Origin of the sequence: Yersinia sp. 22-579 (genome assembly GCF_030433455.1) — a bacterium.
Taxonomy (GTDB): Bacteria; Pseudomonadota; Gammaproteobacteria; order Enterobacterales; family Enterobacteriaceae; genus Yersinia; species Yersinia enterocolitica.
Genome location: NZ_JAUJTZ010000021.1, coordinates 1 through 19,915, shown reverse-complemented (window position 1 = coordinate 19,915; position 19,915 = coordinate 1). Strand labels below are relative to the sequence as shown.

Sequence of the window (19,915 nt, the reverse complement as noted above, 5' to 3'; positions counted from 1 at the left end):
GACCATGATTTTTATCGTTTTTTATCTATACTTGATTCACCTATAACAATTTTAGTCACTCTATTGATGAAAATATTACAGGAAATTAAAACTAAGGTTTCAATACCGCTTTTGTTGGCTATTTTGGTGGCCATTAATGGGTATCTGGTGTTAAGCCCTGTGCTTTTCCGGGCACTATCTCATTCAACAGATGCGATAAACAATTTCAGTACTTGGAAGGAGGCGCTAAGTTTTCTTGAATTATTTGAAATTCCAAGATTTATGATCGGTCTGCTATTGATATTAATGGCATTTTCAGTTGCGATGAAAATCCGTACTGCATGGTTTCTTACAGTGTTATTGCTGTTTACACTCGTTGCTATCAATATCTTTATTCTGAAAGATCAAGATAAACTGACCACTTATTCCCTTATTGTCCTTGTTGCATTGCTATTTTATTGGCGTGAGTTTGATCATTACAGTCTTGGGAGTGCAACATTCTTTGCGATCGCAAGTATTTGTTCATTAATCGTCTATAGCATGCTGGGCACACTTTACATGGGGGATGAGTTCGCACCGGTGGTGACCGATTTACCTACAGCGTTCTATTTCGCGATTGTTTGTATGTCGACAGTGGGCTTCGGGGATATTATTCCGCATACCACTGTGGCGAGAATGTTCACTCTTACGGTGATTATTGCTGGCATTACAGTCTTTGCTACTTCGATTGCTTCTATTGCCGGCCCGATAATCAGTAATAATATTAAACGCATTGTTAAAGGTAGGATTTCTCACGTGGAACGTAAAAATCATTTTATTATTGTCGGTTCCAGTTCTTTGGCGCTGAATGTTTATAACGGTCTGCGTGACCGGGGTGATGATGTTACTGTGGTTTGCGCAGTTGGCAGCCAACACGGTTTTCCTCCACATGCAGATGTTATTGAGGGGGATCCCTCTTCGGTCGAAACACTGAAATTAGCTGGTGCCGCCAGGGCAAAATATATTATCGCATTGTGCAACAATGATGCCGATAATACCTTTACCATTCTGGCAGCAAAAGAGATTGCCGGTGAGGGTACGAAAACACTAGCTCTGGTTAATGAAACGCAAAATATGCAAAAAGTTAAACGTGTTAACCCTGATATGGTGTTCTCATTGCCATTGTTAGGTAGCGAACTGCTGGTCAGAACCTTAAATGGCGATACGATTAATAATTCTCTTATTACCGAGATGTTCTTTGGTAATTGCCAGAAATTAGATTAAATCTATTGATCAAGTCGAATGAAGGGGAATCGTGCCGTTGGGGTCGTAACGGCGTAAGCCGTCGGAGTGCCCCGAGGTGCGGTAACCCCTTCACTCACTGAGTTATCAATAGTTTTTCTATTAACCTTACACCCTCATGGTGAGGGTGTTTTTTATGCCTTAAGATATTACTGCATTTTCTTATTGCGTGGCAGTTTGTGAGTCTTTAGGTTTCTCTTTTGGTCCCACCATTAAACCCAATTCAACAGCAATAAAACCAACAATCAGGCTGATAACCAGGTAACAAATTGAGACTAAAACCTCTCCGGGGGTTTTCATCATTTCAACGGCACCAAATACGAAACTAGAAAATGTTGAAAGACCACCCATAATACCGGTACCTACCATCAGATGGACATATTGATTAATTTTACCGTTTTTAAAGAAAGAGGTGGCTAACCCTAATAAAAATGCGGCGATGATATTGGCTATAAAGATATCCATTGGGAAACCATCTGCCAGTCGTGGAACTGATAACATAATAAATTCACGACACATGGCACCAAAAGCCCCACCCACAAAAACTAAAATAATAAGATTCGGCATAACAACTTTCTCCTATTAATAACGTTCTCCGATTAACAACGCTCTCCGATTAATAACATTATCCGGTTAATAAATTGTCCCTCTGATTAATAGGCCAGCCATGCACCCAATGCGGCTGCAGCTAAACCGACTAATACAGAAATAATCAGATATCCAGCAGCAATAGCTCTGCCCCGGGCTGTAGATAGTTTTGCCGCATCTAATTGCATGCTACTAAAGGTGGTATAACCGCCTAAAATACCGGTTAACACGGCGGCATTCATGAGATCGCCATAGCGATCGCGCCAGTCGACACTAAAAAGAATGCTTAGATAACCAATTACAAATGCACCCGAAATGTTAATTAGAAAAGTGCCGAGGGGAAAATTACCTTTATATATCTTGCCGACACCGAGTCCTATCCACCATCGTAATAATGAGCCAATCCCTCCACCTAGCCCAACCCACATTACATCGATTGCAGTCATAAAAAGCCCTCCATAGTTATTCACTAGAGTGGTAATAATTGTAGTACAAATAAGTTATAGGATCATTCTGATAGCAGAAATATAGAGTAAGAATTTTTGCAATCAGAGGGGTTTACTTGCTGTGGTGGAGGATGGCACGGCTCGAGCCTACAAGGATACTTGTTTTAACAAAAGAAGTACGGCATCTTTACGATCTACCTGTTTTCACCGTTACGAGCACTTTGTCATTAACCTCAGCCGGAATATTATCCGGCTTTTTCTTTGGAAATTTGTGGCTACTAAGCTAATTATTAGTCGCAAGACCGACTTTGAGTAGCTTACCGTCGCTCTCGTCCGTCAACAGATAAACATAGCCGTCAGGCCCGATGCGTACATCGCGGATTCTTTCACCACGATCACCCAACAGGCGCTCCTCCGCCATGACTTTATCGCCATCCAGTTGTAAACGAATCAACTCTTTTTGCGCTAATGTGCCGATAAATAGCGAGTCCTGCCAGCCAGGGAATCGGTCGGCATCATAAAAGGCCATCCCACTGATACCTGGTGATTTTTCCCAGTAATAGACGGGCTGTTCAGTCCCATCTACATGAGTACCTTTCGCTTCAGGGATCGGCAAACCGGAATAGTTCACCCCGTGTGTTGCCAGTGGCCAGCCGTAGTTTTTTCCCGCTATTGGGATGTTTATTTCATCGCCGCCTTTCGGCCCATGTTCATTGGACCACATCAAGCCACTCCATGGATTAAGCGCCAACCCTTGTGGATTACGGTGGCCATAAGACCAAATTTCGGGTCTTGCCGGTGACTGATTGGCAAAGGGATTATCTTTCGGCACTTTACCATCTGAGGTTAGACGTACAATTTTACCCTGGTGCAAGCTCAGATCCTGAGCGGTCAGGCGCTGATTATTCTCACCCAAAGTGATAAAAAGATCCCCTTGCTTATCAAAAGCTAATTTGCCGCCAAAATGGTTGCCGGTTGATAACTTGGGCCGTTGGCGGAAGAAAACGGTGAAGTTTTCAACAGCAGTGCCTTGCGGATTAAGGCGACCATAGCCCACCGCAGTACCGGCTTTTCCGTTCTTTCCCTCTTCAGCAAAACTAAGGTAGACGCGCCTGTCTTGGGCAAATTTAGGTGATAATGCGACTTCCAATAAGCCACCTTGCCCCTTGGAATACACTGCGGGCACGCCTTTCAAGGGTTCTGACAGCGGTTTTCCCTGTTGCCATAACCTAAGTTGCCCGGATCGTTCGGTGATCAAAATCCCCTCATTATCCGGTAGAAATGCCAGTGACCAGGGGTGATCCAACCCATTTTGTAGCTCAGTTATCGTCACTGTGGAGGTTGGGGCGGCGATGGCCGATGCGGAGATAAACACACTCAGCAAAAGTAATTTTAATAGTTGAAAATACAGTCGAGAGGCTGGTGTTTTATTTTCTAATAACGTCATTAGTCACTCCATAAATAGGCAAGCACCTGTTAACTTTAGAGTATTAAGTCGGAATCGGCTATTTTTGCCCCTAAAGGACTGTGTATTGGCTGTATGTGGAGGAGGACGGCGGCCATGCTCTTCGCTTCACGAATAAAGCTGTTGCGCTGAACCTGCCGAAAAAGTGAGAAAGTTTGGATGAAACGATTATCAAACCAATAAGATTTCCTAATTTATTCTTTTATCGATTTCAATCGATTTTATTGTAGTGCCTCGCTGTTCCAAAATCAGCTAATAATAACTAACTATATGAAATGAAAATGAATTAAACTTAATTCGCCGAGCAAAAAAATAATCATTTTGCGATAACCATCACATTGTAATAACTGAGAAATGTGAAGGCTATCAATGTGAAAAGTCAATATTAGACGATTATTGCTATGCTTGAATTACTGGATTGGCTGTCAACTCCGTATACTGCCGACAACCAGAAACAATGGGGCTGGGCAAGGGGCACGATAAAGTACAGGTAAACGGAATTCACCATTGCACTGGCATATGAATAACTTGTGTCTTTTGAACATCAAAAGGTGTTGGGTATGGAAAAGAAAAAAATTTATCTATTTTGTTCTGCCGGTATGTCTACCTCATTACTGGTTTCCAAAATGAAAGTACAAGCAGAGAAGTATGAAGTGCCAGTGATTATCAATGCTTACCCGGAAGCACTGGCCGCGCAGCATGGGATTGAAGCCGATGTGATCCTCTTAGGGCCACAGATTGCTTATATGTTGCCTGAAGTCACCAAAATGTTCCCTAACAAACCCGTCGAAGTGATTGATTCTATCCTGTACGGCAAGGTCGATGGTTTAGGGGTATTAAAAGCTGCTGTTGCCGCAATAAAAAAAGCAAAACAATAAGGGGAGCACTGTGAGCGCATTTATTAATTCTCTGGAAAGGGCCATATTGCCCTTCGCCATTAAAATTGGCAAACAGCAACATATTAATGCCATCAAGAATGGGTTCATTCGGCTGATGCCGCTAACCCTGACGGGTGCTATGTTTGTACTTATCAATAACGTTTTCTTGAGTTTTGGTGAAGGGTCATTCTTTTTCTCGATGGGTGTTCGGCTAGACGCCGATACCATCACCACGCTCAATGGTTTTAAAGCGATAGGCGGCAACGTTTACAACGGTACTCTCGGTATCATGTCGTTAATGACGCCATTCTTTATCAGTATGGCTCTGGCTGAAGAGAAAAGAGTCGATCCGCTGGCTTCAGCACTGCTGGCGATTGCTGCCTTTATGACCGTGACCCCATACAGTGTTGGCGATGCCTATGCGGTTGGTGCCAACTGGTTAGGTGGTGCAAATATTATATCCGGTATCATTATCGGCTTGGTGGTGGCAGAGGTCTTCGCCTTCATCGTGCGCCGTAACTGGGTTATCCGCCTGCCAGACAGTGTCCCGACTTCAGTTTCCCGTTCTTTCTCTGCACTGATTCCTGGTTTTATCATTCTGTCCATCATGGGGGTGATTGCCTATGCCCTTGGATTACATGGCACCAACTTCCACCAGATCATTATGGACACCATTTCAGCTCCTCTGTCTAAGATGGGCAGTGTTGTAGGATGGGTGTATGTGATGTGCTCTTCACTACTGTGGTTCTTCGGGATACACGGTGCGATGGCATTATCTGCATTGGAAAGTGGCATTATGATGCCATTTGCATTGGAAAACGTGGCGACATATACCCAATATGGTTCGGTTGCTGCGGCCTTGGCTGCTGGCAAAGAATTCCATATGTGGGCCAAGCCTTTTGTTGATTCCTATATCTTCCTCGGCGGAACCGGGGCAACACTGGGGCTGGTTATTGCTATCTTTATTGGTTCTCGCCGTGAAGATTATCGTCAGGTGGCAAAACTGGGTGCTCCAGCCAGTATCTTCCAGATTAACGAACCAATTCTGTTTGGTTTACCGGTTATTATGAACCCGCTGTTCTTTATTCCGTTTATCCTGGTTCAACCGGTATTAGCCATTATCACTTCAATTGCGTATTACACCGGTTTTATTCCGCCAATCACCAATATTGCACCTTGGACCATGCCTGTCGGATTAGGGGCTTTCTTTAACACCAACGGCAGTATTGCGGCGATGCTATTAAGTTTGTTCAACCTTGGTATTGCCACAATGATTTATCTACCCTTTGTGATTATTGCCAATAAAGCACAAAACGCGATAGACAGTGAAGTTCAAAGCGAAGAAGAAATAGCAGATAGCTTGAAATTCTAAGGGTAAAACCCATTTAACGTATGAGGTTGGAGGCTGGAATGAAATATCAATTTCCCGAGAATTTTTGGTGGGGTAGTGCCACTTCTGCAACCCAATCTGAAGGGGCGTCATTGCGGGATGGTAAAAGCCAGAATATCTTTGATTATTGGTATGACATCGCACCAGAACGTTTTCATGGCCAAGTTGGCCCGGAAAACACCTCCACCTTTTACGATAATTATCAGCAGGATATTTTGCTGTTAAAAGCATTAGGTCATAACACTTTCAGGACATCGATTTCATGGTCGAGACTGATCCCAACCGGTGACGGCGAGCTTAATCCTAAAGCCGTCACCTTTTATAACGCGGTCATTGACGCCTTACTGGCAAATGGCATCACGCCATTTATCAACCTCTACCATTTTGATATGCCATTGTGCATGCAAGAGAAAGGCGGCTGGGAAAGCCGTGCGGTGGTTGATGCTTATGCTCGCTATGCCAAAATCTGCTTTACCTTGTTTGGTGACCGGGTAAAACACTGGTTTACCTTTAACGAGCCAGTGGTGCCGGTTGAAGCTGGCTATCTGAACGACTTACATTATCCTTGTGTGGTAGATTTTAACCGAGCGGTAACTGTGGCCTACCATAGTGTCCTGGCACACGCCAAAGCCGTTGAAAACTATCGGGAACTGAAGCAGGGGGGTGATATTGGCATCATTTTGAACCTCACCCCAACCTATCCTCGCTCTGATAGTATTCCCGATAATGTGGCTGCAAATCACGCCGATCTGCTACTTAATCGTAGCTTTCTCGATCCCGTCACTAAAGGTACTTACCCTGACGAACTGATTGCATTGTTGCGTGAGCATGACTTGCTACCCAATATCGAACCCGGCGATTGCCAACTTATTACTAACGGCGTCGTTGATTTATTAGGCGTTAACTATTACCAGCCAAGAAGAGTCAAGGCGAAAGATATTACAACCCCTATGGGCCAGGTGAAAACGCCAGAAGACTTGTTTAGCTTTTATGAGATGCCGGGGCGGAAAGTTAATCCGCATCGTGGCTGGGAAATTTATGAAAAAGGGTTGTATGACATTCTGACCAACCTGAAACAGAATTATGGCAATATTCCCTGCTATATCTCTGAGAATGGTATGGGGGTTGAGGGCGAAGAGCAATTTATCACCCCATCTGGCCGGGTTGAAGATGAATATCGCATTGAGTTCATTCGCGAGCATCTAAAATGGTTACATCGAGCCTTGGAAGAGGGCTGCAATTGTAAAGGCTATCATCTGTGGACTTTTATTGATTGCTGGTCTTGGCTTAATGCTTATAAAAATCGTTATGGATTAGTGCGATTGAATATCGCAGATCAATCGCGGGTCATAAAGAAAAGTGGTTATTGGTTTGCGGATGTTGCCAGGCAAAACGGCTTTAATTAACGGCTTTAATTTACGGAGTAGCAACAGTATGTTTGATTTAGATAAAATCGTTGATGATGTGCAACCTACCGATGAACTGGAAGATGTGGTCATGGGGTTGATTATCAACGCAGGGCAAGCCCGGAGTTTGGCCTATAAAGCATTGAAACATGCCAAAACAGGTGATTTTGCCCAAGCAGAAGAGCTGATGGCACAATCGCGCAAGGCATTGAACGAAGCGCATCTGGTACAAACTCAGCTTATTGAAGCAGATCAAGGTGAGGGTAAAACCCGAGTCACGTTGGTATTAGTGCATGCCCAGGATCATTTGATGAATGCGATGTTAGCCCGAGAGTTGATTTCAGAACTCATTGAATTACATCAAAAAATAAGCTAATCGCTACAAATGGCTGTTGGTTTTTAAAATAAAAGAGTGAAGGTAAATAAGATGGAAGTCAGATTAGTACGTGAAAAAGACTTTTTTAACGGAAAAGAATTCCATCTGTTTATTTATAACAAAACGGAGAGCGCGACAGGCTTACACCAACATGATTACTATGAATACACCCTGATATTAACCGGTATGTGTTATCAGGAGATTAATGGTAAGCGCGTTTTTTTAGAACGTGGCGATTTTGTTTTTATCCCCATGGGTTCTCATCATCAAAGTTTCTATGATTTTGGTGCCACGCGAATATTAAACGTTGGGATCAGAAAATCTTTCTTTGAAGAGCACTATTCCCATCTACTCTCCCGGCCTATTGTGGCTTCGCAGGCTTATCGCCTGAAAGGTGATTTTCTTTCTTATATTGAATCAGCTATTTCTGCGCCACATTTTAGGGAAGATGAGCTGACAGAATTAGTCGAACTGCTGACATTCTATGTGACTAACCGTATCAGCCATTATAAAGAGACTGAAACTAACGATGACATACCGCAGTGGTTAAAAAACAGTATCGACAAAATGCATGATAAATCGATGTTTGGTGAGAAAGCCTTGGTAAACATGATTGCGCTGTCGGGAAAAACGCAAGAATACCTGACTCGTGCCACTCGGCGTTATTATCAGAAAACGCCAATGCAGATTATTAATGAAATCAGAATTAATTTTGCCAAAACCCAGCTCGAAATGACGAATTACTTTGTTTCCGATATTGCTTTCGAAGCGGGATACAGTGATACCACGTTATTTATCAAAAACTTCAAGAAATTGACCTCTTTTACGCCGGGAAATTACCGCAAGAAATTCAACTGCGTCAGAGATGGATTATCCGATTAGTTTCCGGTTTTATATTTTATCCCGGAATAGACCGATAAGGCACCCTCAATGGAAAAGTTACTTATTGTTAATGCTGATGATTTTGGTCTATGCAAAGGCCAAAATTACGGAATTATTGAAGCATTTCGGCATGGTATTGTTTCATCAACCACTGCAATGATGAATTGTGCAGATATCTATCATGCGGCGGAACTGAGCAAGCAAAACCCTGCATTGCCAGTAGGTATGCACTTTGTTCTGACTTACGGTCGGCCCTTAACTGCCATGCCTTCATTGGTGGATGCCAAGGGTGAACTGGGTAAATGGCTATGGGCTCGGGCCGAAGCGGGTGAGTTAAATTTGGATGAAATTGCCCAAGAATTGACTGCGCAATTTAACAAATTCGTCGCTGTGTTTGGCCGCCCACCAACTCATATTGATAGCCATCATCATGTCCATATGTTGCCCCAGATTTATCCGTTGATTGAATCTTTTGCCCACGAAAAATCACTACCATTACGTATTGATCGCCATGAGGCGCAACAGCAGGGCATGGTGCTGAATAATCCCCGTAGCACCGAGTGGTTTGATGCCGGATTTTATGGCGAGAATCTGACAGAACAGTCTTTTTTGCAGTTGTTAGCAACCGCGGATCAAAATGGAATTAATACCATTGAGGTGATGTGCCACCCTGCCTTTATAGACAAAATTCTGATGACCAGCGGTTACTGCTATCCACGACTTACTGAGTTGGAAGTATTGACGTCGCCAGCATTAAAGCAATCGATTGAACAGCTTGGCTATAGATTAGGGTCGTATTCGGATTGCTGATAACCATGGTATGTAGTTAAACTCAGCCCACCATCAAGGTGGGCTGCTGTAGTCAATGTCGTTACCTCAAATTTCCGCTGAGACGGCTATGAAAATCACTGCTGCGCGTATCTAATCCTTCAATAATGACTTTTGCACCATATCTTTGATAGCGGTACTCGATGCCATCCAGCGCGGCTACCGTGGAGGCGTCCCAAATCTGCGCATGTGTAAGGTCAATGATGACTCGCTTAGGATCGTGCGCATAGTCGAAGTGCTCGAACAAATCATTACTGCTGGCAAAAAATAAGGGGCCGTGTACGGTATAACGAACACTTGCGCCATCATTACTCAGGGTTCGCTCTGCATAAATCACATGTGCGATACGGCGAGCAAACAGGATCATGGCAACAATAACGCCTGCCAATACACCCAACGCAAGATTGCTGGTCCAAACTGTAACCAGAACGGTTAACACCATCACCAGCGTTTCAGACCACGGCATTCGTTTAAGTGTGGCCGGTTGCAGGCTGTGCCAGTTAACGGTTTTCATTGCGACAACCATCATGATACCTGCTAGCACGACCATTGGGATTTGTGCCAGCAACTTGCTTAGACCAGTAACCAAGACCAGTAACACCACCGCGGCTGCTACTGTGGATACCCGGCTACGAGCTTTACCTAATTCCACATTGACGATAGTTTGACCAATCATTGCGCAACCCGCGATACCACCATAGAAACCCGCGAGAATGTTGCCAACACCGAGACCCCAAGATTCCCGGCGTTTACTGGATTGCGTATCGGTAATGTCATCGACCAACTTTGCTGTTAACAAAGACTCCATCAGACCGACGAAAGCGACACTTAACGCGGTGGGCCATACTATTTGGAAGGTTTGCCAGTTGAGCGGAACAAGTAACTGAGTGAAGCTGGGCAAATCGGCACTCATTGCTCCTTCGTCGCCCACATTGGGTAATCTATAGCCCATCAGAATAGCTACCAGGGTAACAACGATGATGGCTATCAGTGGTGAGGGTACACTTTTCACTATGCGTGGGAGCAGTAAAACAATGATAAGGGTAACGGCAAACATAACCCATACCAGACTTGACTGGCCCCAGATATGCGGCACCTGAGCAAAAAATATCAGAATACCGAGCGCATTAACGAAGCCTATCATGACCGAACGAGGAATATAGCGCATCATGCGCGACAGGCCTGTCAGGCCGAAAAGTATTTGAACTATCCCCGCCAAAATTACCGCAGGCAATATGTATTCTACGCCGTGTGCGTGAACCATCGGGCCGATCACCAAAGCAACCGAACCCGCCGCCGCGGATACCATTGCAGGGCGGCCTCCAAGGATAGAAAGCGTGAAACAAAGGACGATGGAGGCGATCAAACTCACTTTAGGATCGACTCCTGCAATGACTGAAAATGAGATAACTTCCGGTACCAGTGCCAACGCTGTCACAACACCGGCGAGACATTCGCGGGTCATAAGTTTTGGTGATTTTAAAACCTGCCACACGCGTAATTCATTATTCGACTCTGCGGGGTTAGGAAGGTTATGAGTATTATTCATAAAGTCTCTTATTATTCATGCTGAAGTAAATATCAACTGGGAGCTGGGTGATGAGATAAACGGTCAAAGCTCTGATATTGCCGGGTCAGCACTAACCCCGACACATTTTGTTTGCCTATATTGGCATTGAACAAGAAAGCGATATGCATGCGATAGTAAGACCGGTCAGAAGATTACATGATGAATAGCAATAATCATAATTCGGTAAAATTCCTATATCTGGTCACTCCATACCGTACCTATTACTTTCACTCTGAATGCGCCAAAGCGGCTAAAACCCATAGGTTGATAGATACAAAAATATCCATACTTCTATAGTGGATAAGAGTTTGAGATTCAGGCAATGAAAGCAAAAACAGGAGATAAATCTTGTTTTAGTTGTTCATCGTATTGCCCTAACCGGATAAAAAATAAAATATATCTCCGGCAAGGAACCGGACTACGACGTTTGATGAAAAGAAAGAGCAGACTTATTGACCATAAAATGTTCGAAGATAATTGGGATACAGTAGATATCTAAAATCAGAGTATGCCAATCAAGGACGGACAGATCACCAGTCGCTCACTACTTGCAGGCTTGATCGCGACCTATGAAGTCTCAGAAAATACTGAAGAAATACGAAATACTGCCGATACCGAAATACAATGTTAAACATCATTGAAGAAAATACGGAATGAATACTTTATTTTCCTGGAAACCAAATAAAAATGCGTATTGAGACGCTTCGAGGCCTCATATTTACTACGCAACTTTCCGAAAACGGACTGTCCCTATGTCGGTAAAAATCACCTAATTTCTGCCGCAGACAGATTTATTTTTTTTATAATTAGATATCGCTGCGACTTTTTATATTTTAATAAGGATATATCATGAAGTGTTTAAACTATCTTTTAATTCCTGTAGTGCTGAGTATTTCAGGCTGTAGTACTTTTTTCCCTGAACCAACTCAGTATATCCCACCTAGTGATAGTCCAGACGTTGCTAAAATTCGCCTCATTGGTCCACCAATGAGCTATGCCTTATATCAAACTGATAAGTTGGGTAAAGAAAGTGGTGGCTGGGTTTTAAAGCATAACCGTTATTTAAATCCTTTTTTAGGTTCTACAAAGGACATTGGAATGCCTAAAGTGACAGGGAAAGAGTATAAGCAAGACTATTTCGAAACATTACTTGTGCCAGAAGAAAAGACAACGATTCATCATTCTTTATATCAGGGTTGCAGCGTGAATTTACCATTTACACCAGAAAAGAAAAAAATCTACGAAGCTAATATTAGTTATGGCGATAAAACTGGGTATTGTGTTCTTTATCTAAAGGAAGTTGTGCTGGATAGTACTAATGGGATCTATGTTGAAAAGGGTATTTCAAAATGAATCGAGGGAAGCTAATTAGTATTGCATTAGTTTGTGCGTTGATTACATCTTGCGCTTCAAATATTGACAGCACAAACAAGACACGTTTATCAGAGTATTCAGAGAATGAAATCAAGCAGAAACTTATACCTACAGTGACAAGCCGTAAAGATGTACTTATTAATTTTGGAGTGCCAATAAATACGGAAAATTACAATAATACAAAGCATTGGGATTATTACTCTAAAATCGTAGATCGGCACATCTATCTGATTATCCCAGTTATTAATGATAGGGAACAATTTCTGGCTGTCGATTTTTCAGATGAAGGGGTAGTGACTAGTTATCACTATTCTGAAAAGTGATTTCGTTATCTGAATTAAATGGGCTGGGGGACGTTGAATAGGTTAATCAATGCGTTGTTTTTATTGGTGAAAATTGAGTTCAACTTTGTTTTGTATACCTAAACGTATACCAATGCAGGAAAGTGACACACCAATAAGCATGTTTTCCTAATATTCACTATCACTGATATGACGATTTGGTATTCAGGCAATGAAAGTAAAAGCAGGATACAACTCTTGTTTCAATAGTTCTCTGTATCGCCCAAACCGGATAAAAAAGAAAACATATGTTCGGTAAGTATTTCGGGCTATGACGTTTGACGAAGAGAAAGAACAGATATTGAAACTAATGGAAGAGAAAAAAATGTGGCGAAAGTCTCAGGGCGTGAAGCTGACCTTGTAGCTTTTACAAGCTGATACAGGATGACTATCACTTGGCCGGTATTGTGTAAGCAGTCATAACATATGCATAATAACTTTCTTCAGCGACTAAAGGTTCATCACGGAAAGTCGATATTTTCGCAGAGGACAGGTATTTCTGGTCATATTGTGACAACAGGGAAAATGAAAATGAGATTTATAACACTGTTAACAATGCTTTTCGCTATTTCCCTCCATGCTGAAGACCATGATTATGGGCCGCCCATCTCTATATGCCTGAACAAACATACTATTCCATATATCAACACGACGATTCCTGCTGAAAATATTGTTAATGATGCTTATAAGGCATGTGAGGATATTGTTCATGAATGGAATAATGAGCGTGCATCCTTGCCCAAGGAAATGGTAATCAAGCAGGATAAAGAATTTAGAGATATGTATGTAAGGATGATTAATATCCGCAGAAAAGTAGATGCTAACAAAAGATGAAAGCTTTTTTGCCCTTTATTATATGGCCTAGTGGTATCGGTCTGCTGAGAGCGAAAAGCGAACCTTATTGTACAAAGCATGTAGCCAGCAGTGAAGCCACTGATTGACAAGTGAGTCAAACCAGACAAGCAGCCAATGAAACAAAACTTCGCCAACTTAACCAAATCTGGATAACTGATCGGTTCATGAGGACAAAAAATAATGTCATTCAATAATAAAAAACTGTTAATTACTCTCTTATCCCTCTGCACATTTCAGACTTATGCAGCACAATGCACTGCGGAAATCTTCGCTAAAAACAAGCTGAACAACTTCATCCTTCTGAGCCAGCCGACAAGAACTGAAATTCCCAAATCTGTATCAATCACTATTGATAGTCCTGATGGGTATCTTCGCACATCGGTTCATAGCAACTTTAGTCAATGCGGTGAGTTAATTGGCGGCCGTATGAAAGAGGTCAAAACCTCAACAGGCCAGAAAGCAGTTTTCACGGCAACCTCTGAAATTCAGTTGAACAAAACGGAATTTGGCTGGCGCATCCAGGTGAACTCAAACGGGGTCATAGCCGATAAAAACAGTCAGAAAACCACGCAGGCATATCGGCAGACTCTTGAGGGAATTTACCTGCTTAACGATAAAGGAATTATCAGCCGTGCAGTTAATCGTTCGGTTATCGAGGCCACAAAACCGGAAGATAAAGATAAAACCGTAGTAGGCACAATCGACTACGACTTCAATTCATCAGGATTACTGGAAAGCGCGGTAAGCAAAGGAAGTATGGCGATAGATAATAATACGATTGTATATAGTTATGATGGCAATCATCGCCTGATCAAAACTCAATCACCCTCAACCATAGAAGAGTATGGCTATGATAACGAGGGCCGTGAGTTGACCCTGAGCAAGACCCAGACGTATTTCACTATCGAAAAAAATCTGACCACCTGCGAGGAGTGGAACTCACATGGAGAATGCACACGCGCCAATATGGATATCACAATTACCCCAACTGATCGGGCAGGTAAACAGTATGTGGACAAACATAACGCCGTAATGACGGCGAAATATGAATACTGGAACTGACCATTTCACCTGCTACATAAGAAAAGAAGTCCAAATGGTATTGGATCCGCATCTGGATCCTTTATTTCATCCAGATTCTGAGCTGAACCGCCCCGGTATAGCTTGGTCGAGAGCCGACATGAGCCAATACGGCTGTAAGTATCCCTGCAAACGAACCATCAATTTTTAGAGGGCCTCTGGCACTCCAGCTTCCGCTCCTGGCACTAAGCAACCAGGCTGAATTGCTGTCCGGTCTGCTATGAGCGTGAAGTGGACAATAAATAGAACGAGAAGGGATTAATAAATCTCGCTACTTTATTAAGGCCAGCCACCTGGTTCAGCTGGCCTTCATTTGAAACGTTGTTATATGGGAAGTGGTCAGGTCAGCGCGACCCTCACCTTTAGTCCAATAATGAGCGTGGCAAAAAGCATTATGCAACCAGCGGTGATGAAAACACCTGTTACGCCGCTGATACTAAAGAGTAATCCCCCCAACGCAGCACCAGCAGCAATTGAGGACTGAACTGCTGCGACTACCATGCCGCCAGCGGTTTCAGCCTGATCGGGAACGGAACGTGCTACCCAGTTTGACCACGCAACGGGTACGCCCCCAAATGCCATCCCCCACAACGCGACGAACAACATCAACCCTTTTTCCTCTAGTGGCAGCAAAATCATGCCCAATGCCGCTAAACCGACAAGCGCTGGCATTAGTATCAGAGTAAGACGCAGGCTTCTCTCCATCAGCCATCCAGCCAGCAGCGTACCGATAAAATTAGCGACGCCGAATCCGAGTAGTATCAAAGACAAACGATCCACATCAAGTTGGGCAATATTTTCAAGAGCCGGACGAATATAGGTAAACAGCGCATACTGGCCAGTATGGGCAATCACACACCCCGTCATTCCCATCGCAATACCGGGGCGGCGGAGTAAATCCATGACAGATGCCGTTATCATCATTTTACGCGGAGCCATACCAGGAAGAGTAAATAGCTGGAAGAGCAGTGTCAGCACGCCGACTAAACTTGCAGCGAGAAACGCACTACGCCAGCCATAAAGCCCACCTAAATAGCTCCCCAGCGGGATCGAAACTACAGTACCGACAGCAATGCCGCTAAAAATAATGGAGAGAGCACGTGGGACACTTTTAGCAGGGACCAGCCGCATAGCGACGGCAGCAGCCATACTCCAGAAGCCTCCCAGCGCGATGCCCAGCAAAATGCGCATGACTAACAGAACAGCCAGACTGGATGAAAGTGCGACAAGCAGGTTGGAGGCAATCATCAGCATGGTAAAACCAAGCAAAACATTTCGGCGATCATAATTACGCGTCAGGCGGGGAACCATCAGACCAGCAAACAGGGCCACCACAGCCGTTACCGTCACAGCTTGACCAGCAAGAGCTTCGGTCACACCGAGATCGGCGGCCATGGGTGTCAACAGGCTGGCAGGAAGATATTCCGCAGTTAGCAAGCCAAACACGCCCATCGTCAGTGAAATAACGGCCATCCATGCGGATGCTTTGGGTTCCGAACTATTCAAACTAGCGGATATAGCTTCAGTTGCTTCATTTCTCATAACACACTCTTCTTGGGGAAAAATTACAGCTCCAAGTGTAGAGTTGAGCAGCTGGACGATCTATGATGCCATATCCTGATTTTTTACCCGAAACTCTGAATATGCATGTGAATAAACATTTTGCCCTGTCATCCGAGCTCATCAGTGAATTGCTGCTGGAAATGCGCCTGCGTGGCGTGCAGTATCGCCGTTTACAGACTGGCTCTGAGTTTGGCGTCGGTTTTAGCAACAGGCCGGGACATGCCTATTTTCATTACATCGCTGTGGGCACTGCTCTGCTTCGTACACACGACGGTACGTTGTACGAACTGAAAGCCGGAAGCATGGTATTCATGCCGCAGGGTGAGGATCATCAGCTTGTATCGGATGTCAGCTGTTCATTTCAACATATCGATACATTAGGCTCTGCTCCTTTAGGCGAGGCCGTTAGCGGAATCAATACTTGCCCGAGTTCGCATCCGACACCCAGCACGGTTCTGTTTTATGGCTGTATGGAGTTCGATCTCGGTGGCATGCAGGGGCTTGGTAAACTGATGCCGCAAGCCATAGTGGTTGAGGCAAATGAACAGATTTATCCGGGGCTGGTTCCCATTCTGGGCGCGATGAAATTTGAAATCTGTTCCGGACGAGCTGGCTTCGCGGGCATTCTGGCACGCCTCGCAGAAGTGGCGGCTGCCATGATTGTGCGTGGATGGATCGAAAACGGCAGCGAGAACGCTGCTGGCCTGATCGCTGCGTTACGTGATCCACGACTTGCCCGTGCTATTCTGGCCATTCATCGCGATACGAGTCGGGAGTGGTCTGTTGCTGAGCTTGCTGCCCAGTCGCATGTGTCACGTTCTGTTTTTGCTGAACGCTTCAAATCAATCATCGGCATACCTCCCCTTCGCTATGTAAGGGAGGTGCGAATGCGCATCGCAGGTCACTGGATTATTCACGATAAGATCTCAATTGACACCGTTGCACTACGCCTCGGCTATGCCTCACAGGCAGCATTTAGCAGAGCGTTTAAGCGCATCAATGGATATCCGCCGGGCGCTATGCGTCAGCGACCAGCGAGAGGCGTTAATACAGTAAATGAGTGAATGTTATCTTTATCATTTGCTGGATTAACTGTAGGAGGCCGCTCTCAATATTAAAAACTGAGCGGAAACGACTTTCATCATTCAAAGTATCGCAATTTCCTTACCTTAATGTCCGCTCCTGGCACGGAGCAGCCGAAGCAACATCAGGGGACTGACTGCTGCTATGAGCGAAAGCGGACATCCTAGCCTATTAGCTTGAGTGATGGGCATTCCACTCATCACGAGTAATCTCCCACAACTCTGAGTCCAGAAGGCCGCTGACAAACTCTTTCTTTTCCGTTCTTATTAGGCGCATGCCGCTACTGACTGAAATGCGCTGAGAACGTATATTTTCAGTTGCTTTTGGAGCACGCAATACTGCCCTGTTCAAAGTGTTAAACCAGTAATCTGTCGCGGCAATACTGGCTTCGCGCATTAATCCGTGCCCCTGACATTCAGGAACCAGCCAGAAACCACGATTATTATCTTCCTCATCATCCAGGCAGATAACACCTATTAAATTGTCAGGATTATCCCGGTGCCGTATGGTCCAAACCCAGGCGACTCCTTTTGCCATAGCTGGCAGCACGACGTTATTAACATAGTGTGCTGCGCCATCGTCAGGATAGGGCCAGGGAACCGATGACACCATATAACGGACAATTTCCCAGCGTGGATAGCGCTCTTGAATTTGTGATGCATCTTCGGCAACTATTGGCTTTAACAGTAAACGCTCTGTTTCTAGCATGGGTATTTGCATGGATCTTCTCCTTACTGGTTAACATATCCATTACCATTTTTTACTGGTTCAATATTTACTGTGATTTATTTGGATGTACAGAAGATATTCAGGTAATCGGACGGTAGACCAGCTGGGAAGTTGGCTTGATACTTATTGAATATAAATGTAATGGACAGTTATAAACTGTCTGCTTCTTGGCACAAAGCGGAGGTTCACGCATAGCCCACTCCCGTAGGGAAGCTAACTCAACGGTGAATTATGTAACCTTGAGGCAGGTCTTATAGCTCTTGTTTACTACTGGCCAGCTCCATTACCTGATTATTATAATCAATATTAAACATCTGCCGTGAATTTAGAACACCTAAACAGCGAAAATGGAGCTTCATTTTAGCGCTCGATACAGATTTACAGGCGTACCACCAGCCGCACAGCCCGATTAGCCCGGAATTTTTAAAGGTACGATGGGGCTATTTCCTGAAATGAAATAGTTATCACAGGCGAAACATGGCGACCGGTACGATTACAGCCACGCGTTTTTAGAGGGATGACGCGACGAGTAATGATAGTTTGCCACAAACATAGTGAGTTTGAGCAAACTGCCCACAGCCATGCACGCGGCGACGGTTGCCCCGTTGCCATTGCGATACGCAGTATTTAACCTAGTCGCCGTATCAAAGGGCTCCAAAGGAGAATAACTAGGTATGAAAAAAGTAATGATGACCACACAAGATTTTATAGACCAGTGGGCGACAGCATACTACCGGCGGCGTGATTTGATTCTACCCGTCTGGAGCCAGCGCAAAGCGTATACCCGCGAAATGATAAACGTATTGGCTGAGATCGCCGCCGCTAATCAGCTGGGGATGAACACGGAATACTATTCCACAGACGGCATTTTGTTCTGGCCTGAAGATGCACACTCCGAGCGAAATAGGTTTTATATTATTAACCCATGTATCGTTTTTGAGCATGAAAACGATAGCGATTCGATCACTGATGAAGTGGCGCATCATCTGCTTTTAGATGCTGATTTGTATGCCACGGTAAGTTATTACCACAACCGCATAAACGATCACTATTTAGATTATCTACATAGTATCATTAGCAAATCACGTAAGGCGGTCAGCCTGGCAGAGCGTGGAAACTTTCTAATTATCTTGGGTGCAGATGACTACTGGAGAGAAACAGACTATTGGCGCGGCTTTATTTATCGCGCTGACCATTGGGAAGAACTGAAGCCGAACGAGCGAACTGAATGACCAAAGCGGCTAAAACCGATATCGAGTTGATCCGCGCGTCCAGAACCAGTTCAACGAACACTGTGAATAACTTACCCGCCAAATCAGCCAAAAGGATGTTGTGGACTCCGCTTCTTATGCCGCGCCGGTGATGCCAACGCCGAACCTCCACTTTAGCTCGAACGCTGCAAATACGAGGTAGGCTTCGCTGCTCCCGTTCGTGCTACCTAAATGATTAACTATCGTTCTTACCGTCGTTTCGCCGCTCAATATTAGCGGTAAAGCCATCCAGACCGCCGCGACTTCTCACTGCGAACAGCTTTGCTGGTACCCTTGTACCCGCTGCGAATTTAGCCAAGTGCTTTTCACCACGAAGTGAACAGGCAAACACTCGTGAATACGAGTGAACTGTTTACTCTAGGTTCTTACATTCCTGATGATAGTGCCCAAGGTTTTGTCCAATTCCCGAGGCCATCGCGACATTGGTAGGGAGAAGACTTATGTCTGCTATGAGCTGTGAGTTCAACCGATGGATGCAACACATTGGTTAAAACGCTCTGCGGGTGATTCATAGTCTAGCGTTTTTCTTG

At 44.4% G+C, this 19,915-nt stretch carries 19 protein-coding genes; 13 read left to right on the top strand and 6 right to left on the bottom strand.

Going from position 1 to position 19,915, the window contains the following annotated elements:
• The first annotated feature begins 66 nt into the window (after positions 1–66).
• The gene (gene kch / locus QSV56_RS19990; protein ID WP_019082137.1) at positions 67–1,242 is read left to right on the top strand and encodes a voltage-gated potassium channel protein; all 1,176 of its coding nucleotides are present in this window, start codon (positions 67–69) and stop codon (positions 1,240–1,242) included.
• A 180-nt stretch (positions 1,243–1,422) separates the two neighbouring features.
• On the opposite strand, the gene crcB is transcribed toward kch, so the two are convergent.
• The 3 genes from crcB to QSV56_RS19975 form a co-directional block, all read right to left on the bottom strand.
• Complete coding sequence (gene crcB, locus QSV56_RS19985; RefSeq protein ID WP_046694651.1) at positions 1,423–1,827, bottom strand: fluoride efflux transporter CrcB; 405 nt, start codon at positions 1,825–1,827, stop codon at positions 1,423–1,425.
• Between the two features lie 86 nt (positions 1,828–1,913).
• Positions 1,914–2,294: a CrcB family protein gene (locus QSV56_RS19980; RefSeq protein WP_019083836.1), complete on the bottom strand. Its 381-nt coding sequence runs from the start codon at positions 2,292–2,294 to the stop codon at positions 1,914–1,916.
• 283 nt (positions 2,295–2,577) lie between these two features.
• Positions 2,578–3,741, bottom strand: coding sequence for a PQQ-dependent sugar dehydrogenase (locus tag QSV56_RS19975; protein ID WP_263816262.1), 1,164 nt, complete (start codon positions 3,739–3,741; stop codon positions 2,578–2,580).
• Between the two features lie 578 nt (positions 3,742–4,319).
• On the opposite strand from QSV56_RS19975, the gene QSV56_RS19970 reads away from it, so the two are divergent.
• Genes QSV56_RS19970 through chbG form a run of 6 tightly spaced genes read left to right on the top strand, consistent with a single transcriptional unit; the run spans position 4,320 to position 9,501 of the window.
• Positions 4,320–4,637: a PTS sugar transporter subunit IIB gene (locus QSV56_RS19970; RefSeq protein ID WP_005166429.1), complete on the top strand. Its 318-nt coding sequence runs from the start codon at positions 4,320–4,322 to the stop codon at positions 4,635–4,637.
• A 10-nt stretch (positions 4,638–4,647) separates the two neighbouring features.
• A complete protein-coding gene (chbC, locus tag QSV56_RS19965; RefSeq protein ID WP_005172943.1) occupies positions 4,648–6,009 on the top strand; it encodes a PTS N,N'-diacetylchitobiose transporter subunit IIC in 1,362 nt (453 codons plus the stop codon).
• Positions 6,010–6,047: 38 nt separating this feature from the next.
• Complete coding sequence (locus QSV56_RS19960) at positions 6,048–7,433, top strand: glycoside hydrolase family 1 protein (protein ID WP_301213472.1); 1,386 nt, start codon at positions 6,048–6,050, stop codon at positions 7,431–7,433.
• A gap of 28 nt (positions 7,434–7,461) precedes the next feature.
• Positions 7,462–7,809: a PTS N,N'-diacetylchitobiose transporter subunit IIA gene (gene chbA, locus QSV56_RS19955; protein WP_005166426.1), complete on the top strand. Its 348-nt coding sequence runs from the start codon at positions 7,462–7,464 to the stop codon at positions 7,807–7,809.
• Positions 7,810–7,845: 36 nt separating this feature from the next.
• Positions 7,846–8,691, top strand: a complete 846-nt coding sequence (chbR, locus tag QSV56_RS19950) for a transcriptional regulator ChbR (RefSeq protein ID WP_255265352.1) — start codon at positions 7,846–7,848, stop codon at positions 8,689–8,691.
• A 48-nt stretch (positions 8,692–8,739) separates the two neighbouring features.
• Positions 8,740–9,501, top strand: coding sequence for a chitin disaccharide deacetylase (gene chbG / locus QSV56_RS19945; RefSeq protein ID WP_050162395.1), 762 nt, complete (start codon positions 8,740–8,742; stop codon positions 9,499–9,501).
• Positions 9,502–9,562: 61 nt separating this feature from the next.
• Here the strand turns inward: chbG and QSV56_RS19940 are convergent, their stop codons facing one another.
• A complete protein-coding gene (locus tag QSV56_RS19940) occupies positions 9,563–11,068 on the bottom strand; it encodes a SulP family inorganic anion transporter (protein ID WP_050335418.1) in 1,506 nt (501 codons plus the stop codon).
• 870 nt (positions 11,069–11,938) lie between these two features.
• Between QSV56_RS19940 and QSV56_RS19935 the strand changes: the two genes are divergently transcribed.
• The 4 genes from QSV56_RS19935 to QSV56_RS19920 all read left to right on the top strand — a co-directional run bounded on the left by QSV56_RS19935 (position 11,939) and on the right by QSV56_RS19920 (position 14,721).
• The gene (locus tag QSV56_RS19935; RefSeq protein ID WP_080343442.1) at positions 11,939–12,442 is read left to right on the top strand and encodes a hypothetical protein; all 504 of its coding nucleotides are present in this window, start codon (positions 11,939–11,941) and stop codon (positions 12,440–12,442) included.
• Positions 12,439–12,786: a hypothetical protein gene (locus QSV56_RS19930; RefSeq protein ID WP_046694655.1), complete on the top strand. Its 348-nt coding sequence runs from the start codon at positions 12,439–12,441 to the stop codon at positions 12,784–12,786. The genes QSV56_RS19935 and QSV56_RS19930 overlap by 4 nt, the downstream gene beginning before the upstream one ends.
• Before the next feature lie 549 nt (positions 12,787–13,335).
• Positions 13,336–13,638, top strand: coding sequence for a hypothetical protein (locus QSV56_RS19925; protein WP_050122172.1), 303 nt, complete (start codon positions 13,336–13,338; stop codon positions 13,636–13,638).
• Between the two features lie 201 nt (positions 13,639–13,839).
• Positions 13,840–14,721 (top strand): hypothetical protein, encoded by an 882-nt coding sequence (locus QSV56_RS19920; RefSeq protein WP_046694656.1) that lies wholly within the window; start codon positions 13,840–13,842, stop codon positions 14,719–14,721.
• A gap of 357 nt (positions 14,722–15,078) precedes the next feature.
• Here the strand turns inward: QSV56_RS19920 and QSV56_RS19915 are convergent, their stop codons facing one another.
• Entirely contained in the window at positions 15,079–16,281 is a 1,203-nt protein-coding gene (locus QSV56_RS19915) for an MFS transporter (RefSeq protein WP_046050396.1), read from the bottom strand.
• A 62-nt stretch (positions 16,282–16,343) separates the two neighbouring features.
• Between QSV56_RS19915 and QSV56_RS19910 the strand changes: the two genes are divergently transcribed.
• Complete coding sequence (locus tag QSV56_RS19910) at positions 16,344–17,366, top strand: AraC family transcriptional regulator (RefSeq protein WP_050880816.1); 1,023 nt, start codon at positions 16,344–16,346, stop codon at positions 17,364–17,366.
• A 190-nt stretch (positions 17,367–17,556) separates the two neighbouring features.
• On the opposite strand, the gene QSV56_RS19905 is transcribed toward QSV56_RS19910, so the two are convergent.
• Positions 17,557–18,105, bottom strand: a complete 549-nt coding sequence (locus QSV56_RS19905; protein ID WP_019082179.1) for a GNAT family N-acetyltransferase — start codon at positions 18,103–18,105, stop codon at positions 17,557–17,559.
• A 683-nt stretch (positions 18,106–18,788) separates the two neighbouring features.
• Here QSV56_RS19905 and QSV56_RS19900 point away from each other — a divergent pair.
• The gene (locus QSV56_RS19900; protein WP_019082178.1) at positions 18,789–19,346 is read left to right on the top strand and encodes a hypothetical protein; all 558 of its coding nucleotides are present in this window, start codon (positions 18,789–18,791) and stop codon (positions 19,344–19,346) included.
• The last annotated feature ends 569 nt before the right edge of the window (positions 19,347–19,915 follow it).

Coding starts and splice junctions, on each gene's coding strand:
- QSV56_RS19925 (WP_050122172.1), top strand. CDS start 13,336: ATGAGATTTATAACACTGTTAACAATGCTTTTCGCTATTTCCCTCCAT.
- QSV56_RS19915 (WP_046050396.1), bottom strand. CDS start 16,281: ATGAGAAATGAAGCAACTGAAGCTATATCCGCTAGTTTGAATAGTTCG.
- QSV56_RS19930 (WP_046694655.1), top strand. CDS start 12,439: ATGAATCGAGGGAAGCTAATTAGTATTGCATTAGTTTGTGCGTTGATT.
- QSV56_RS19910 (WP_050880816.1), top strand. CDS start 16,344: ATGATGCCATATCCTGATTTTTTACCCGAAACTCTGAATATGCATGTG.
- QSV56_RS19975 (WP_263816262.1), bottom strand. CDS start 3,741: ATGACGTTATTAGAAAATAAAACACCAGCCTCTCGACTGTATTTTCAA.
- QSV56_RS19960 (WP_301213472.1), top strand. CDS start 6,048: ATGAAATATCAATTTCCCGAGAATTTTTGGTGGGGTAGTGCCACTTCT.
- kch (WP_019082137.1), top strand. CDS start 67: ATGAAAATATTACAGGAAATTAAAACTAAGGTTTCAATACCGCTTTTG.
- QSV56_RS19920 (WP_046694656.1), top strand. CDS start 13,840: ATGTCATTCAATAATAAAAAACTGTTAATTACTCTCTTATCCCTCTGC.
- QSV56_RS19980 (WP_019083836.1), bottom strand. CDS start 2,294: ATGACTGCAATCGATGTAATGTGGGTTGGGCTAGGTGGAGGGATTGGC.
- QSV56_RS19905 (WP_019082179.1), bottom strand. CDS start 18,105: ATGCAAATACCCATGCTAGAAACAGAGCGTTTACTGTTAAAGCCAATA.
- QSV56_RS19900 (WP_019082178.1), top strand. CDS start 18,789: ATGAAAAAAGTAATGATGACCACACAAGATTTTATAGACCAGTGGGCG.
- chbG (WP_050162395.1), top strand. CDS start 8,740: ATGGAAAAGTTACTTATTGTTAATGCTGATGATTTTGGTCTATGCAAA.
- QSV56_RS19970 (WP_005166429.1), top strand. CDS start 4,320: ATGGAAAAGAAAAAAATTTATCTATTTTGTTCTGCCGGTATGTCTACC.
- QSV56_RS19940 (WP_050335418.1), bottom strand. CDS start 11,068: ATGAATAATACTCATAACCTTCCTAACCCCGCAGAGTCGAATAATGAA.
- chbA (WP_005166426.1), top strand. CDS start 7,462: ATGTTTGATTTAGATAAAATCGTTGATGATGTGCAACCTACCGATGAA.
- QSV56_RS19935 (WP_080343442.1), top strand. CDS start 11,939: ATGAAGTGTTTAAACTATCTTTTAATTCCTGTAGTGCTGAGTATTTCA.
- crcB (WP_046694651.1), bottom strand. CDS start 1,827: ATGCCGAATCTTATTATTTTAGTTTTTGTGGGTGGGGCTTTTGGTGCC.